The organism is Archangium lansingense, from assembly GCF_026626635.1.
GTDB classification, from domain to species: domain Bacteria; phylum Myxococcota; class Myxococcia; order Myxococcales; family Myxococcaceae; genus Archangium; species Archangium lansingense.
Map to the genome: position 1 here is coordinate 5,059,339 of NZ_JAPNKA010000001.1, position 13,038 is coordinate 5,072,376.

The 13,038-nt window shown below is 69.2% G+C and carries 16 protein-coding genes; 7 read left to right on the top strand and 9 right to left on the bottom strand.

The genetic code is table 11. From position 1 onward, the window contains the following. Nucleotides 1–6 precede the first annotated feature (6 nt). Entirely contained in the window at nucleotides 7–1,722 is a 1,716-nt protein-coding gene (locus OV287_RS20800) for a tetratricopeptide repeat protein (RefSeq protein WP_267535782.1), read from the top strand. 9 nt (nucleotides 1,723–1,731) lie between these two features. Here the strand turns inward: OV287_RS20800 and OV287_RS20805 are convergent, their stop codons facing one another. Together OV287_RS20805 and OV287_RS20810 are read right to left on the bottom strand one after the other, a co-directional pair. Continuing rightward, complete coding sequence (locus tag OV287_RS20805; RefSeq protein ID WP_267535783.1) at nucleotides 1,732–2,577, bottom strand: alpha/beta fold hydrolase; 846 nt, start codon at nucleotides 2,575–2,577, stop codon at nucleotides 1,732–1,734. A gap of 42 nt (nucleotides 2,578–2,619) precedes the next feature. Next, a complete protein-coding gene (locus OV287_RS20810; protein ID WP_267535784.1) occupies nucleotides 2,620–3,057 on the bottom strand; it encodes a CBS domain-containing protein in 438 nt (145 codons plus the stop codon). Between the two features lie 85 nt (nucleotides 3,058–3,142). Here OV287_RS20810 and OV287_RS20815 point away from each other — a divergent pair, with 85 nt between their 5' ends. Then, nucleotides 3,143–3,691 (top strand): isochorismatase family protein, encoded by a 549-nt coding sequence (locus tag OV287_RS20815; RefSeq protein ID WP_267535785.1) that lies wholly within the window; start codon nucleotides 3,143–3,145, stop codon nucleotides 3,689–3,691. On the opposite strand, the gene OV287_RS20820 is transcribed toward OV287_RS20815, so the two are convergent. The 7 genes from OV287_RS20820 to OV287_RS20850 form a co-directional block, all read right to left on the bottom strand. Beyond that, nucleotides 3,688–4,038 (bottom strand): hypothetical protein, encoded by a 351-nt coding sequence (locus OV287_RS20820; protein ID WP_267535786.1) that lies wholly within the window; start codon nucleotides 4,036–4,038, stop codon nucleotides 3,688–3,690. The genes OV287_RS20815 and OV287_RS20820 overlap by 4 nt on opposite strands. A 113-nt stretch (nucleotides 4,039–4,151) precedes the next feature. Further along, a complete protein-coding gene (locus OV287_RS20825) occupies nucleotides 4,152–5,030 on the bottom strand; it encodes a metal ABC transporter permease (protein WP_267535787.1) in 879 nt (292 codons plus the stop codon). Then, nucleotides 5,011–5,763: a metal ABC transporter ATP-binding protein gene (locus OV287_RS20830; protein WP_267542384.1), complete on the bottom strand. Its 753-nt coding sequence runs from the start codon at nucleotides 5,761–5,763 to the stop codon at nucleotides 5,011–5,013. Before OV287_RS20830 ends, OV287_RS20825 begins: the two co-directional genes overlap by 20 nt. 64 nt (nucleotides 5,764–5,827) lie before the next feature. Next, a complete protein-coding gene (locus tag OV287_RS20835; protein ID WP_267535788.1) occupies nucleotides 5,828–6,673 on the bottom strand; it encodes a hypothetical protein in 846 nt (281 codons plus the stop codon). A 3-nt stretch (nucleotides 6,674–6,676) separates the two neighbouring features. Next, nucleotides 6,677–7,600 carry a metal ABC transporter substrate-binding protein gene (locus OV287_RS20840; protein ID WP_267535789.1) on the bottom strand — a complete coding sequence of 308 codons (924 nt, stop codon included), beginning with the start codon at nucleotides 7,598–7,600 and terminating at the stop codon, nucleotides 6,677–6,679. Nucleotides 7,601–7,624: 24 nt separating this feature from the next. After that, entirely contained in the window at nucleotides 7,625–8,941 is a 1,317-nt protein-coding gene (locus tag OV287_RS20845; protein WP_267542385.1) for a zinc-regulated TonB-dependent outer membrane receptor, read from the bottom strand. Between the two features lie 64 nt (nucleotides 8,942–9,005). Beyond that, the gene (locus OV287_RS20850) at nucleotides 9,006–9,425 is read right to left on the bottom strand and encodes a hypothetical protein (protein ID WP_267535790.1); all 420 of its coding nucleotides are present in this window, start codon (nucleotides 9,423–9,425) and stop codon (nucleotides 9,006–9,008) included. A 125-nt stretch (nucleotides 9,426–9,550) separates the two neighbouring features. Between OV287_RS20850 and OV287_RS20855 the strand changes: the two genes are divergently transcribed. From OV287_RS20855 to OV287_RS20875, 5 genes are read left to right on the top strand one after another with little or no spacing between them, the layout of a single operon-like run. Further along, nucleotides 9,551–9,892, top strand: coding sequence for a Rieske (2Fe-2S) protein (locus OV287_RS20855; protein ID WP_267535791.1), 342 nt, complete (start codon nucleotides 9,551–9,553; stop codon nucleotides 9,890–9,892). Between the two features lie 39 nt (nucleotides 9,893–9,931). Further along, entirely contained in the window at nucleotides 9,932–10,285 is a 354-nt protein-coding gene (gene queD, locus OV287_RS20860; protein ID WP_267535792.1) for a 6-carboxytetrahydropterin synthase QueD, read from the top strand. Nucleotides 10,286–10,344: 59 nt separating this feature from the next. Then, nucleotides 10,345–10,908: a GTP cyclohydrolase I gene (gene folE / locus OV287_RS20865; RefSeq protein ID WP_308809834.1), complete on the top strand. Its 564-nt coding sequence runs from the start codon at nucleotides 10,345–10,347 to the stop codon at nucleotides 10,906–10,908. Beyond that, nucleotides 10,905–11,603 carry an SDR family NAD(P)-dependent oxidoreductase gene (locus OV287_RS20870; protein ID WP_267535794.1) on the top strand — a complete coding sequence of 233 codons (699 nt, stop codon included), beginning with the start codon at nucleotides 10,905–10,907 and terminating at the stop codon, nucleotides 11,601–11,603. Before folE ends, OV287_RS20870 begins: the two co-directional genes overlap by 4 nt. After that, nucleotides 11,600–13,030: an FAD-binding oxidoreductase gene (locus OV287_RS20875; protein WP_267535795.1), complete on the top strand. Its 1,431-nt coding sequence runs from the start codon at nucleotides 11,600–11,602 to the stop codon at nucleotides 13,028–13,030. Before OV287_RS20870 ends, OV287_RS20875 begins: the two co-directional genes overlap by 4 nt. The last annotated feature ends 8 nt before the right edge of the window (nucleotides 13,031–13,038 follow it).

Below are 13,038 nucleotides of genomic sequence, written 5' to 3' on the forward strand. Positions count from 1 at the left end.
GTCACCATGCTTGCGCGACACCTTCGAGCCGAGGATCCCTCCATCTTCCCCTCCACGCCCTGGGACGACGTCCCGGACCTGGAACTGCCCACGCCTCCGCTGCGCGAGGGGCTGGGACGTGCGCACCTGAAGGTCAGCACCCGGGTGCCCCTGGCCCAGTCGTACTTCGACCAGGGCCTGCGTCTGCTGCACCTCGGCTGGGGCGCCGAAGCGCGGCGGGCTTTCGCCGAGGCCGCGCGGCAGGATCCGCAGTTGGCCATGGCGTACTGGGGGCTTGCGCTGACGCGCGGTGCCGGTGCGCGCTTCGCGACGGACCGGGCCGAGGCCATTCACAAGGCACTCACGCTCAGCGAGGGCGTGACGGACGCGGAGCAGCGCTACATCGTCGCGGCCACTTTTCTTGCCGACAAGGGCCCCGCCAACGGTCGCCACGGCTTCGTACGGGAGATGGAGGCCCTCATTGACTGCTTCCCCGAGGACGCCGAGGCGCGCCTGCTGCTCGCGGGCTTCCTCGCGGACGGCTACGAGTCGGATGGACGTCCCGGCGCGGGCCAGCCCTATGCACAGGCCCTGCTGCGGGAGTTGCTGCGTACGCACCCCCACCACGAGGGCGTCCACTACGCCTGGGTGCAGGTGATGGTGGAGAGTGCCCGGCCCGAGGCAGCGCTGGAGAGCGCTCGGCGTCTGCGGCTGCTGGCGCCTCGTGCGGTGACGGCCCTGCTCGGCTCTGGCCGGCTGCTGCTGCGCACCGGACACACCCGTGAGGCGCGTGAGGTGCTCGAGGCGGTGGTGGCCGCGGATGACGCCTGGCTCTCTCAAGAGTCCCTGCCCGAGTCCGCCGCGCCGGCGGCAGGCCTGGCGCTGCGCCTGCTCGTCCAGGCGTGTGCGGATGCGGGGCGGTATGGCGAGGCCCAGGCCTGGGCGCGCCGCCTGCGCCAGCGCGTGGAGTCGGTGACGCCGCATTTCGGGCAGGCGCTCGTGTTCGCTGCCGGTGCGGTCTCCAGCCTGCATCTGCGCTTCGGCTTCTGGCGCGCGGCGTCGGATCTGCACGTGGAGCTGGAGCCAGAGGCGCGTGTGGCCGAGCAGGGGCTGCTCACGGGCATGGAGCTGTATGCCCGAGGGTTGCGCGCTCTGGAGGGAGGCAAGCTGGCGGAGGCGGGGCGCGTGTGTGACGAGCTCGATGCGTTGCACCCGCCGCTGGCCGACGAGCGCAAGGGAGACAGCCGCAAGCTCTGTCCGCGTGATGTCGCCCGGGTGGTGGAGTTGGCGGCGTGCGAGCTGAGGGGTGCACTGGAGGCGCGTCAGGGGGAGTTCGCCCGCGCGGAGGCCTCGCTCATCAAGGCCATGCGGCTGGAGCGCCGGCTGCGCGCGCCAGGCCCCTCCGCCTTCTCTCGCCCGGCTCGGGAGACGTTGGCTCGCTCGCGGGTGCGCGCCGGCCGCGAGGACAAGGCGCTGGAGCTGGCCGAGGCGCTCGTGAAGGAGCGGCCCGGCAGCGGCCATGCCTGGTTCCTCCTCGCCGAGGTGCACGTTGCTCGGGGAGCCTTCTCCGAGGCGGCGTCTGCCTTCGCCTCCTTCCTGGCCTGCTGGCGCGATGCGGACTCGCAGCTTCCGGAGGTCCGGCGCGCTCGGGCTTTCCTCGTGGGCCGTGGCGGGGTGAGCGTGGAGGCCGCGCTGCCCGGCAATGTCATCCCGCTCCGCGCGCTGGAGAACGTTTCGTGCTGAGCGTCGCGCTCACGCCCGCTGCGGTGCCGCCTCTTCGAGGAACGTGAGGAGGCGCCGTCCGCACTCCTCGGGATGCTCCAGGGGGAAGAGGTGGGTGCCGGGCTGCTCCTCGGCACGGACGCCGGGGATCGTCCGCCGGACGCGTGCCAGGGCCTCGGGGAAGAGGGTGTCCGAGTCGCTCCCGCGCAGCACGAGCGTGGGCACCTTCACCGAGCGCAGCTTTCGCCAGCCGTGGCGCGGTGACGTCTCGAAGACGCGGGCCTCCCAGGCCGTGGGGATGGTGAGCCGGAAGCCTCCGCCAGGGACCTCGGTGAGGCCGTGGGTGACGTAGTCCTGGAAGCACTCGGGGTCGAAGTGCTGGAAGAGGGGCTTCTTGCGATAGCTCACGGCGGCCTCTTCGCGGGAGCTCCAGTACTCGCGGCGGCGGCGCGCCAGGCTCGCGGGAGGAATCCGGCTGCGCATCCCGAGCAGCGTCAGCGCCTGGATGGCCAGCAGGCGCGTGCCGGTGAACAGCACCGGATCCAACGCCACCACGGCCCGGAAGAGGCTCGGGTACTTCACGGAGGCGAGCAGGGTGGCCACGCCGCCCATGCTGTGGCCTATGCCAACCACACCTTCCAGTCCACGCGCGCGCAGGGCCTGGGCCAGGTCCTCGGCCATGTCGTCCCAGTCGCGCATCGCCCGCGGATCCATCCCCGGCACGAGGCACCGGCTGCGCAGGGTGAAGACGTGGTAGTGCGGCTTGAGGAGCTCGATGAGCTTGCGGTAGCTGCCCGGGGGAAAGCCGTTGGCGTGCGCGAGGTGCAGCACCGGCCCGGTGCCGCCCCAATCATCCAGTTGCAGGGGGTCGCTCATCGTGCTCCCCCATACCTCACGAGGTCCTTGCTGTCCCGTGCCTCACGCCATCCGGCCGGTCTCCGGGATGTCCTCGGCCAGGAAGCGGATGACGTCGCCGGGGGTGATCATCCCCAGCAGCTTCTTCTCGCGCACCACGGGCAGGTGGTGGATGCGGTGCTTGCGGAACAGCTCCATCACCTCATCGGTGAGGTCGAACTCATCCACCATGTGCACGGGCGAGGTCATGACGTCTTCCACCGGGGTGCGCAGCGGCAGGCCCTTGAGCAGGGCGTTCATGATGTCGACCTCACTGATGATGCCCAGCACATGCGCCTCGTCATCCGTCACCGGCACGCCGCTGATGCGCTCCTCGGCGAGCAGGATGGCGATTTTGGACAGCGGAGTCCCCAGAGAGACGAACTTCACCGGCGTGGTCATCAGGTTGCGGGCGTGACCCTTCATGTCCGCGAGCTTGGACACGCGTTGGAGGGGCGTCAATCTCCCACAGCCGCGAGTGCGGCGTGCTTGACGAGTGGGCATGGCATCGGGGAAGGGTGGACACCCAACCGAGAGGAGTGCCTTCATGCCCACCTTCCGCCTCAAGAGAGACCAGGCCGCGTTGCTCGTCGTGGACATCCAGGAGCGTCTGACTGCCGCCATGGAGCGGGACGCGCTCGATCGGATGATCAACCGCACCAACGCCGCCATTGAGGGCGCGAAGGCGCTCGAGCTGCCCATCATCGTCACCGAGCAGTACCCCAAGGGCCTGGGGACCACGCACTCGCTGGTGAAGATGCGGCTGGGTAGCTACTCGGCCGTGGAGAAGATCGAGTTCACCGCCTGTGTGCCGGACGTGGCCACGCGGCTGGGCGAGCGCAAGCAGGTCCTCATCGTGGGAATGGAGACGCACGTGTGCGTCTTCCAGACGGTACGTGATCTGACCGAGAAGGGCTTCACCCCGTTCCTCTGTGCGGACGCGGTGATGTCGCGCAACCCGGAGGACCGGCGCGTGGGCCTGGAGATGTGCCGCGAGGCGGGGGCCCACATCGTCACGGTGGAGGCCGCGCTGTTCGACATGCTCGGGTGCGCGGGCACACCCGAGTTCAAGAAGGTCTCCGCCGCGGTCCGCTAGGGGTTCCAGGACTTGCTGGGCGGCTTCGGGGTCGCGGTGGGCGAGGACGGGGTCGTGTCCTGGGACCTGACTGGAATCGCGGTCGGGGCCGTGGCAGGACGCGAGGCGGTCAGCTCTCCCACGTAGAGCAGCCCGTGGTAGCCCTCGGGGGAGACGCCTTTCTCGAACAGCTGGATGTACGGACTCTGCCCCTTGACCCCGGCGACCTGCGGGCTCGGGGTGGAGCCATGGACGCGGCAGTCGAGCAGGTCCTCGGCGGCCAGGTCACAGGCCCACCGCGTGCCCGGGGCGAAGCTCATGTCCAGGGCCTTCACCGTGGGGTCGGCCTTCAGCAGATGCCACCCCATGGGGGTGAACTCCTTGTCCCACTGCGTTCCGCGGGTGACGTTCGTCGGGCTCCGGTGGCGAATCGAAGGTGCTCACCGGAGTGTATTGACGCGTGCCGTGCCGGAAAGACGAATCAGCGGGCCCCGCCGCGTGTAACGAGCTGCCTCAAGCCACGCGCGAGAAGCGCCAGCACCACCAGCGCGCTCGCGAGCACCGTTTGCGAGCCTCCCACTGGAAAGTTGTAGAAGTAGGCGAAGAGGTAGCCGCCCAGGCCGGAGATGGCGCCCGCGAGCGTGGCCAGCAGGAAGGTCCATGGCAGGCGCAGGTCCAGCACCAGCGCGGCGATGGCCGACAGGGTGGAGAAGGCGAACACTGGCAGCGCACCGAGTGCCCGTGCCGACACGCCCACCATGAGCCCGATGGAGATCATCAGCACCGCGTCGAGCGCGCGCACGGGCAGCCCCTGCACCATGGCTCCGGTGCGATCGAAGCTGGCGAAGGTGAGGCCTCGGAACCACCACAGGTGGAAGAGCAGGGTGAGGGCGCCCACCACGGCCACCGCGATGAGCTGGGGTTGCTCCACCAGCACCGCTGTGCCGAAGAGGATGCCCTGGATGTCATGGGCCTCCTGGGAGATGCGGTCTCCCACGAGGATGGAGGCGCCGCCCGTGAGCGCGTAGGCCAGGCCGAGCAAGCTCTCGCGGGAAATGCGCAGCCGCGTGGGCTCCATCATCAGCAGCAGCGTGGCCAGCAGGGACATGCCCACGGCTCCCACGGTGGGCGCTACGTGCAGGCCCAGGTGGATCTCCGCGAAGAAGGCCAGCGCGACGCCCAGGCCGGCCGACTGCGTCACCGCGGCGCTGACGAACACCATGCGCCGCAGCACCACGTACACGCTGAGGAACCCCAGCACGCTGCCCGCGATGAGCGCGCAGAGCATCGGGTCCCTGAACAGCTCGTAGGCGTCCCAGAACTGTGCCCAGGAGGAGGTCTCAGCCAGTTGCGGGTCCAAGGGGGTGTCCTGAAGGAGGATGGCGGGGGCAGTAATCGTCGCCGTACTGATGCCGGAAAGCAGGATGGCAGAAGACTGTGTTCGCGTCCCCAAGAACCACGGCTGGGGCCTCGCGATCTACGAAGAGGAGCTGATCCGCGAACTCGGCGGCCACGCGCAGATCATGGCTCACCACCACCACGGCCAGGCGCCGCTCGCGCGCCAGCTCCGCCAGGCGCCTCATGGTCTCCCGCTCGGCCACGGCGTCCATGGCGGCGGTGGGCTCGTCCAGCAGCACCAGGTCCGCCTCGGTGGCCAGCACTCGCGCGAGCAGGGCGCGCTGCTTCTGGCCCTCGGACAGCTCGCGGTAGGGCCGATTGGCGATGGGGCCGGCTCCTGCGGTCTCCAGTGCCGAGTCCACCGCCTGGCGATCCTCCCGTTTGGAGAAGGGCCGCAGGAAGTTCCACCCGGTCAGCCGTCCCCAATGCACCAGCTCGCGCGAGCGCACCGGGAGCATCGCGTCGATGCCGGAGGTCTGCGGCACGTACGCGCTCTTCACCTCGGGGCTGGAGCGGTACACGCGGCCGGACACCGGCGTTTGCAGGCCCAGCAGTGTCTTGAACCACGTGCTCTTGCCCGAGCCGTTGCGGCCGATGACCGCCAGGAAGGTGCCACGGTGCACCTGGAGGTTGATGGGCGGCAGCAGCGGCTGGCCCTGGTAGCCGATGACCAGGTTCTCGCAGCACAGGAGCAGGTCGGCCTCGTGCTTGTGCGCGTGCCGCTCCCCGTTGGTCGGGGGCCCGCCGTTCTTCGATTTCTCACCGGTCTCCACGCGTCACCTCCGCTTCGGGTGAGACCGAGGCCAGCCGTTCCAGCAGCGCGGCGTGGACATCGGCGTTGACCTGCTTGTTGATGTCCACCACGCCGTTCGTGCCTTCTGGCAGCGCGCTCCAGTCCATGGCATCGAAGAGCGCGGCCGTCAGCACCAGGTTCAGGTCCAGCTTCGCCTTCGGTGGGGTCGAGCGATCCGAGGGCAGATCCATCGCACCGTCAAGCACCGTCACTGGCGTCTCGCTGCCCGTGGCCTGGGTGAGCTCCCACCGGAATCGGCGCTCGCCCTGGAATCGCGGAGTGGCGCGTCCGTCTCGCACGGTGCCCTCGAGGTGCAGCGCTTCGACGCCCCAGCGGTCTCGGGACACGTTGGTCTCGGGCAATGCGCAGTCCGGCGTGCACTCCACCGCGCGCTGCTCCGGGGCCAGCAGGTTCAACGGCTCGGGCACCGGCAGCGTCGCCACCGTGCTGGCGCCGCCACCCCCGCCCATCTCCGCGGCGATCTGCTCGTAGGGGATGAGCGCACCATCGTCGCGGTGGCAGTGGCCGTTGTGGCAGAGCGAGTAGCCAGGGGGCGGACTGGCGGGATTGAAGCCACCACTCGAGCCCGAGGCGATGGCGATCAACTCGATGCCGGACAGCCGCATCGAGGCCGTGTCCACGCGCACCTGGTAGTCCGAGGCCAGCCGCTGATAGCCGTCAGCGGCGCTGCGGTCGGCGAGCGACTCGTACGCGGCGCGCACGGTGGGCTCCACCACCGCGAAGCCCTGGCCGGGCTCCCACGCGCAGCCGCCGAGGCTCAGGCAGGACAAGAGGAGGAAGGTGCGGCGCATGGCTCAGCTCCCCTGGCCCTTGAGCCCGTTCTCGAGCTTCGTCACCAGGTCTTCGAGGTGCTGGATGTACGTCTGTCCGCCGCGGAAGTCGGTGCCCGAGGTGAAGAGGACGAGGGGCGCGGGAATCTTGCTCGCCACCAGCTTGGAGGTGGTGGTGGGGTAGTAGTCCTCCTGCAGGATGAAGCGAGCCTTGCGCTGGCGGGCCTGTCCCAGCACCTGGGCCACGTGGGCGGGGTTGGGCGGGATGCCGGGCTTGGGCTCCAGGTAGGCGATGGTCTCGAAGCCCAGCCAGTCCGAGAGGTACGCCGTCGTCCGATGGTAGGCCACCACGGGCGCGCCCTTCAGCCCGGCCAGGCGCTGCTCCCAGCCCGTGCGCGCCTTCTCCAACTCCGCGGTGAACTTCGCCAGGTTGGCGCGGTAGTCCGCCGCGTGCTTCTGATCCAACGAGGCCATGCGCTCGGCGATGCCCTTGGCCACCGCCGCCGCGGCCCTCGGGTCATAGAGGAAGTGCGGGTTTCCTCCCGCGTGTACGTCACCCTGGCTGCGATCGACTCGAGTCGCGGGGACCTCCAGCGTGCGCACGAACTGGGCGGCCTCGAGGTAACCCGGGCTGCCGGCGAGGATGCGCGTGTTGCGGGCACCGTTCTGGAGCGCGGGCAGCCAGCCCACCTCCAGCTCCAGGCCGATGGCGATCAGCAGATCCGCTCGGTTGACGTCCAGGGCCAGGCTGGGCCGGGCGTCCACGAAGTGCGGATCCTGCGTGGGCAGGGACAGGGCGGTCACCTGCACGTGCTCGCCGCCCACTGCCTTGGCGAGCGCGGCGAGGTCCGGCAGGGTGGTCACGACCTTCAGGTCGGCGCGGGCGGGGAGGGACAGGAGGCCCAGGAGGACGGCGTTCAGGGCCACGAAGAATCGGAGGGGGCTCATCGAAGGCTCCAGCGCGAAAAGGGTTTAGAAGGCGTGAGCGCCGTGAGCGCCCATCACCACTTCGAGTGCGAGGAAGACCGAGTAGTCCGGGCGATCGCGCCAGCCGGCGAGGTCGGTGGCGCCCTGCAAGCGCAGGCGGGAGAACTCGGTGGGCCAGAAGGTGACGTTGGCGGAGATGCGCTGACGGTTGTCGGTCCACTCGTTGTCGAGCGGATCGTTCGCGACGGCCCCGTCCTGGTCGCGGGCCGGGGTGCCGAGCTCGTAGCGAGCGGCGGTGGCCCAGCGCTGGTCGAAGCGCCAGGAGAGCTGGGCATAGCCGCTGAGGTCCGACAGCACGTCCTCGGGGACCTGACGGCGCCGGTAGAGGAGCTCGGCCTGGAGGGCCACCTGCGTGAAGCTGGCTCCGGTGAGCGGCCGGAACTTGAGGTACACGTCCGTGCCGAACACGTCGGTGCGGTTGTGGTAGCCGGTGGGGTTGGGGCCGTTGGCGGCCGACAGGCCCCACAGCAGCGACAGGTCATCCGACAGCGGGAAGAACTGTTTCACCATCCCGGTGAACTGGAAGTCGAGGGGCGAGGTGACGCCGCTGGTGTTGGCGCCGAGGAAGCTGCGCGCGGTGGCCTCGCCGCTGGCGTCGGTGACGGAGCCGAGCAGCTCCACGTACCAGGGCAGGGGGGTGAGCCAGGAGGCCTCCACGCCCAGTCCGCGGTTGCCCTCGCCGCCGAAGACGCGGCCGATGGCGAAGGGCTGGTCCACGAACTCCCACGAGTGCGGGTGCGTGGGGTTGATGCGGCCGAAGCGGGTGAGGAACTGGCCGGCGCGCAGCTGGAGGTTGGCGGGGAGGTTCGTCGTGGTGGCGTAGGCCTCCTCGATCTCCACGCCGAACTGGCTGAAGACGATGTTGCCGTCGAAGCGGAAGTACGGGTCCACCGCCGTGTTGATGGACAGCTCGAGCTGCTGGAGGTTGAAGCCTTTTGCGGTGGGGTCATGTCCGCCCGTCTGGAGCGGCTCCTTCGAGGTGAAGGCCGCGGCGGCCACGTCCAGGATGAAGGCCAGGTTCAGCCCGTGGAAGTCGATGTTGGTCGGGCTGAGCGTCACGCCGCTCGGGGACGAGGACGCGGGCGGGGTGGGCGCGGGGTGATCATGGGCGTCCGCGGCGGCGTCCTGGCCGAGCGCCGCCTCGATCTCCTTCAGCTCCTCGGCCGAGAGGCCCGCGTCCGGAGCGGGCTCCTCGGGTGGGGTGCCCGCGTCCGGCGACGTCTGGGCCGAGGCGGACAGGGTGAGACAGCACGACAGGAACACAGCGAAGCCGGCGAGCCGGCAGCATGAGGGGAACACAATGCACTCCGCGAACCGGACGTCCGAACGAGGGCGGACGACGACCCAGGACTACGCTTCGACGGCGCTAGACGCGCGCCGGAGGCGAGGCCTTGGGGGCGGTATCGAGGATGGACAGCGAGGACCGGGGCCGAGGCGGTGCGGTGGCCGGACGGCTCACCTCGAGGCAAGCCTGGACGACCGGCACGGCCTGCACGGGACTGGTCAGCTCGTCCCGTGAGCTGACCGAGACGAAGGCGCACTCCTCGTGCTTGAGCGAGCCTCCAGGGGCCGCGGGGGGCTGCTTCTCGAAGGCGCTCGCGTCCCGGAGCAGCGCGGAGAGCGCCGTGCCCTTATTGGCCGAGCTCTCCTCGAAGGCGCGGTGCGTTGGGCAATAGCGGTGGACGTGCTCCTGCGCATGCGCGATGGCGATCAGCGGCTGGGCAACCCAGAGCACCACCAGCAAGGTGGCGATGAGGTGGCCAGCGATGTGGGCGCGGATTCTCATCGAGCAGGAGGACGGTAATTATTTGCTCTACTGGTCCCCTGGAGGGGTGTCAAGGGTGCGACGACGGCTTCTCCCCGGTATTCAGGGGGAGGGATGGCTCGACGCGGAGCGTTGGAGAACGACCGATGAACGGACAGGGGGACGAGCACTTCATTCCCGTGGCGCGCCTGGGGGAGCTGGATGAGCGAGGCCGGGCGGTGGTGCGGGTAGGGGAGGAGGAGGTGGCGCTGGTCCGAGTAGACGGACGGCTGCATGCCGTGCAACAGGCCTGCCCGCACCGGGGTGGGCCTCTGTCGGAGGGGGACCAGGACGGGTGCCTCCTCTATTGCCCCCTCCACGCCTGGGCCTTTGACGTCCGCACGGGCGCCAGCCCGACGAATCCAGGTGCCCGAGTGCGCATCTACGCTGTACGGGTCATCGGAGACGAGATTCAGGTGGCGGCTTCGAGTAGGTTGCGCGCCCCTTGAAGTACCGACGTAGCAACAAGGAAGAGACGCACAATGCCCATGGCGATGGAACTCTCGGTGGACTTTCACTTCAGCTCGGCCCACCGGCTGCCCTACTACAACGGCCCCTGCTTCCGGCTGCATGGCCACAACTACAAGCTGCAGGTGACGCTGCAGGGCCTGCCCAACCCGAAGGACGGGATGATCCGCGACTTCGATGAGATCCGCGCCCACGTGTGGGAGTCGGTCCTGACGCAGTGCGACCACCACAACCTCAACGACTTCATGGACAACCCCACGGCCGAGAACCTCATCGTGTGGATGTGGGAGAAGCTCAAGCCGCAGCTCGAAGGACTCAAGGAGCTCCGTCTGTGGGAAACCCCCGAGTACTGCGTGTCGTACCGCGAGGCGTGAAGTCCAGCCGCTCGGGCCTGAAGTCCGGTTCGGGAGGCAGCAAGCCCGACCGGGCGGCCATGGCCGCGGCCATCCAGGACTTCCTGCGCGCGGCGGGCCTGCCGCTGGACAGCGATCCCAACCTCGTGGGGACACCCGAGCGGGTGGCCGAGGCCTGGGCGGTGGAGTTCCTCGATGGCTACGGGCGCACGCCGGAGGAGGCGCTGGGGGAGACGTTCCCGGCGCCTCCGGACTCGTCCGGAGAGCTGGTGGTGGTGACGGACCTGCGTTTCCAGTCCATGTGCCCTCACCATCTATTGCCCTTCGAGGGCCGAGCGCACGTGGCCTACGTCCCCCAGAAGCGAGTGGTGGGCTTCGGCCGGCTGGGCGCGCTGGTGGACTGTTTCGCCCACCGGCTCATCCTCCAGGAGGACCTGGCGCGCGAGGTGGCCTCGTCGTTGGCGCGCGTGCTGAAGAGCCCAGCCACCGCCTGCATCATCGAAGCGGAGCAGGCGTGCCTGCGCATCCGGGGAGACCGGCAGCGCGACGCCCGCACGCACGCGGAGGCCTACGAGGGCCGGTTGCGCAAGGACGGAGCACTGCGCCGCGAGCTATGGGCGCGGCTGGGAGCCACGAGACGATGAGCGGACCTCTGCAAGGACGGGTGGCACTGGTGACGGGTGCCTCCCGGGGTGTCGGTGCGGCCATCGCCCGCTCGCTCGCCGAGGCGGGGGCCGACCTTGTCCTCACGTCCACGCAGCAAGGTGGGGTGCATGAGGCGGCCGAGGCGGCGGAGCGGTTGGGCCGCCGGGTGCTGCGGCTGCATGGCGATGTGTCCCGCCGCGAGGACGTGGACGCGTGGACGGCCGAGGTGAAGTCCGTCTTCGGCCGGGTGGACGTGCTCATCAACAACGCCGGCATCGTGGTGCGCAGGCCGGTGGCGGAGATGAGCGATGACGACTTCGACCGGGTGCTGGCGGTGAACCTCAGTGGCCCCTTCTACCTGGTGCGCCGCCTGTTGCCCGGCATGGTGGAGCGCGGCTGGGGTCGTATCGTCAACGTGTCCTCCATCAGCGGGACGCTCGGCTCTCCGCGGACGTGCGGCTACAACGCCTCCAAGTGGGGGCTCAACGGGCTGACGAAGTCCCTGGCCGAGGAGCTCAAGGGCACCGGGGTGACGGTGACGGCGGTGCTGCCTGGCAGCATCGACACGGACATGTTGAAGGGCTCGGGCTTCGATCCCGCGATGACCGCGGACGAGGTGGCCCGGCTCGTCCGCTTCCTGTGCGTGGAGGCGCCCCCAGCGATGACGGGCAGCCTCGTGGAGATGTTTGGATGACCCTGCCCGCGGAGCGGACCTTCCCCCGAGTAGCCCCCGCCCTCCTGGAGCGTGCTCGGGCTGCACTGGTGGAAGTGCTCTCTCCCGGCCAGGTGCGCCACGACGCCTCCACCCTGGAGAGCTACTCCGAGGACGAGTCCGACTCCGGTGTCTACCCGCCGGATCTCGTGGTGTTCCCTGAGAGCACCGAGCAGGTCTCCGCCGTCTTCCGCACGTGTCAGGCGCTCGGTGTGCCCTTCACGCCTTGCGGGGCGCGCAGCGGAAAGAGCGGCGGTTCGCTCCCCCTGTTGGGAGGGGTGTCGGTGAGCCTGGAGCGGATGAACCGCATCCTCTCTGTCTCCGGGGAAGACCTCACGGCGGTGGTGCAGCCGGGCGTCATCACGGGCGAGCTGATGAAGGCCGTGGAGGCCCAGGGCCTCTTCTATCCGCCAGACCCCAACTCGTGGGAGTTCTGCACGATGGGCGGCAACGTGGCGGAGAACGCCGGAGGCCCTCGGGCGCTCAAGTACGGCGTCACCCGCGACTACGTCATTGGCCTGGAGTGGGTGCTGCCGAGCGGCGAGGTGCTCCGCGTGGGCCGCCGCACCATCAAGGGCGTGGCTGGCTACGATCTTGTGGGCCTCTTCGTAGGCTCAGAAGGCACGCTCGGGGTGGCTACGGAGATCACCGTCCAGCTCATCCCCAAGCCCCGGCACGTGAAGACGGCGCTCGTCATCTTCGACTCGGTGCACACCGCTGCGCGCGCCATCACCGCCGTGCTGGCGGCCGGCATCCTCCCTCGCACACTCGAGCTCATCGACGACGTGGCCCTCCAGGCCGTGGATGGTCGGGGCTTCAACTTCCCAGCGGGCGCTGGCTCGGCGGTCATTGCCGAGGTGGATGGCAACATGGAGGAGGGCCTGTTCGCCGAGCTCGCCTGGCTGGGAGAGCTCTGCGAGCAGCACGGCGCCAAAGAAGTCCTCGTGGCCCAGGACGAGTCCCAGCGCGAGAAGCTCTGGGCGGCCCGTCGAGTGGTTTCAACCGCCTTGCGTTCCCTCCGTCCCCACAAAATCTCGGAGGACATTGCGGTACCTCGGTCCCGTATTCCCGACATCATCTTGGCTCTCAAGAAGATGGGAGAGGAGCTGGGGCTGCCGGTAGCCACCTACGGCCACGCGGGGGACGGCAACCTGCACGCCAACATCCTCTATGAGGGCCCACATCAGCGCGCCCTGGTGGAGACCGCCATCCAGCGCATGTTGGAGCTCACCGTCTCCATGGGGGGCACCATCACGGGTGAGCATGGAGTGGGACACGCCAAGCGGGAATATCTGGCGATGGAGCAGTCCGAGGCCGTGCTGGAGCTCCAGCGCCGATTGAAGGGCTTCTTCGATCCTTCAGGAATGCTCAACCCCGAGAAAATCTTTCCCGCGCCCAAGTGTTCTTAGTCCTCAGC

Bases quoted from the DNA above. Each gene is read 5' to 3' on its own strand.
- OV287_RS20855 (WP_267535791.1), top strand. From the start codon at position 9,551: ATGAACGGACAGGGGGACGAGCACTTCATTCCCGTGGCGCGCCTGGGG.
- OV287_RS20840 (WP_267535789.1), bottom strand. From the start codon at position 7,600: ATGAGCCCCCTCCGATTCTTCGTGGCCCTGAACGCCGTCCTCCTGGGC.
- OV287_RS20815 (WP_267535785.1), top strand. From the start codon at position 3,143: ATGCCCACCTTCCGCCTCAAGAGAGACCAGGCCGCGTTGCTCGTCGTG.
- folE (WP_308809834.1), top strand. From the start codon at position 10,345: ATGGCCGCGGCCATCCAGGACTTCCTGCGCGCGGCGGGCCTGCCGCTG.
- OV287_RS20850 (WP_267535790.1), bottom strand. From the start codon at position 9,425: ATGAGAATCCGCGCCCACATCGCTGGCCACCTCATCGCCACCTTGCTG.
- OV287_RS20870 (WP_267535794.1), top strand. From the start codon at position 10,905: ATGAGCGGACCTCTGCAAGGACGGGTGGCACTGGTGACGGGTGCCTCC.
- OV287_RS20805 (WP_267535783.1), bottom strand. From the start codon at position 2,577: ATGAGCGACCCCCTGCAACTGGATGATTGGGGCGGCACCGGGCCGGTG.
- OV287_RS20800 (WP_267535782.1), top strand. From the start codon at position 7: ATGCTTGCGCGACACCTTCGAGCCGAGGATCCCTCCATCTTCCCCTCC.
- OV287_RS20820 (WP_267535786.1), bottom strand. From the start codon at position 4,038: ATGGGGTGGCATCTGCTGAAGGCCGACCCCACGGTGAAGGCCCTGGAC.
- OV287_RS20835 (WP_267535788.1), bottom strand. From the start codon at position 6,673: ATGCGCCGCACCTTCCTCCTCTTGTCCTGCCTGAGCCTCGGCGGCTGC.
- queD (WP_267535792.1), top strand. From the start codon at position 9,932: ATGGCGATGGAACTCTCGGTGGACTTTCACTTCAGCTCGGCCCACCGG.
- OV287_RS20875 (WP_267535795.1), top strand. From the start codon at position 11,600: ATGACCCTGCCCGCGGAGCGGACCTTCCCCCGAGTAGCCCCCGCCCTC.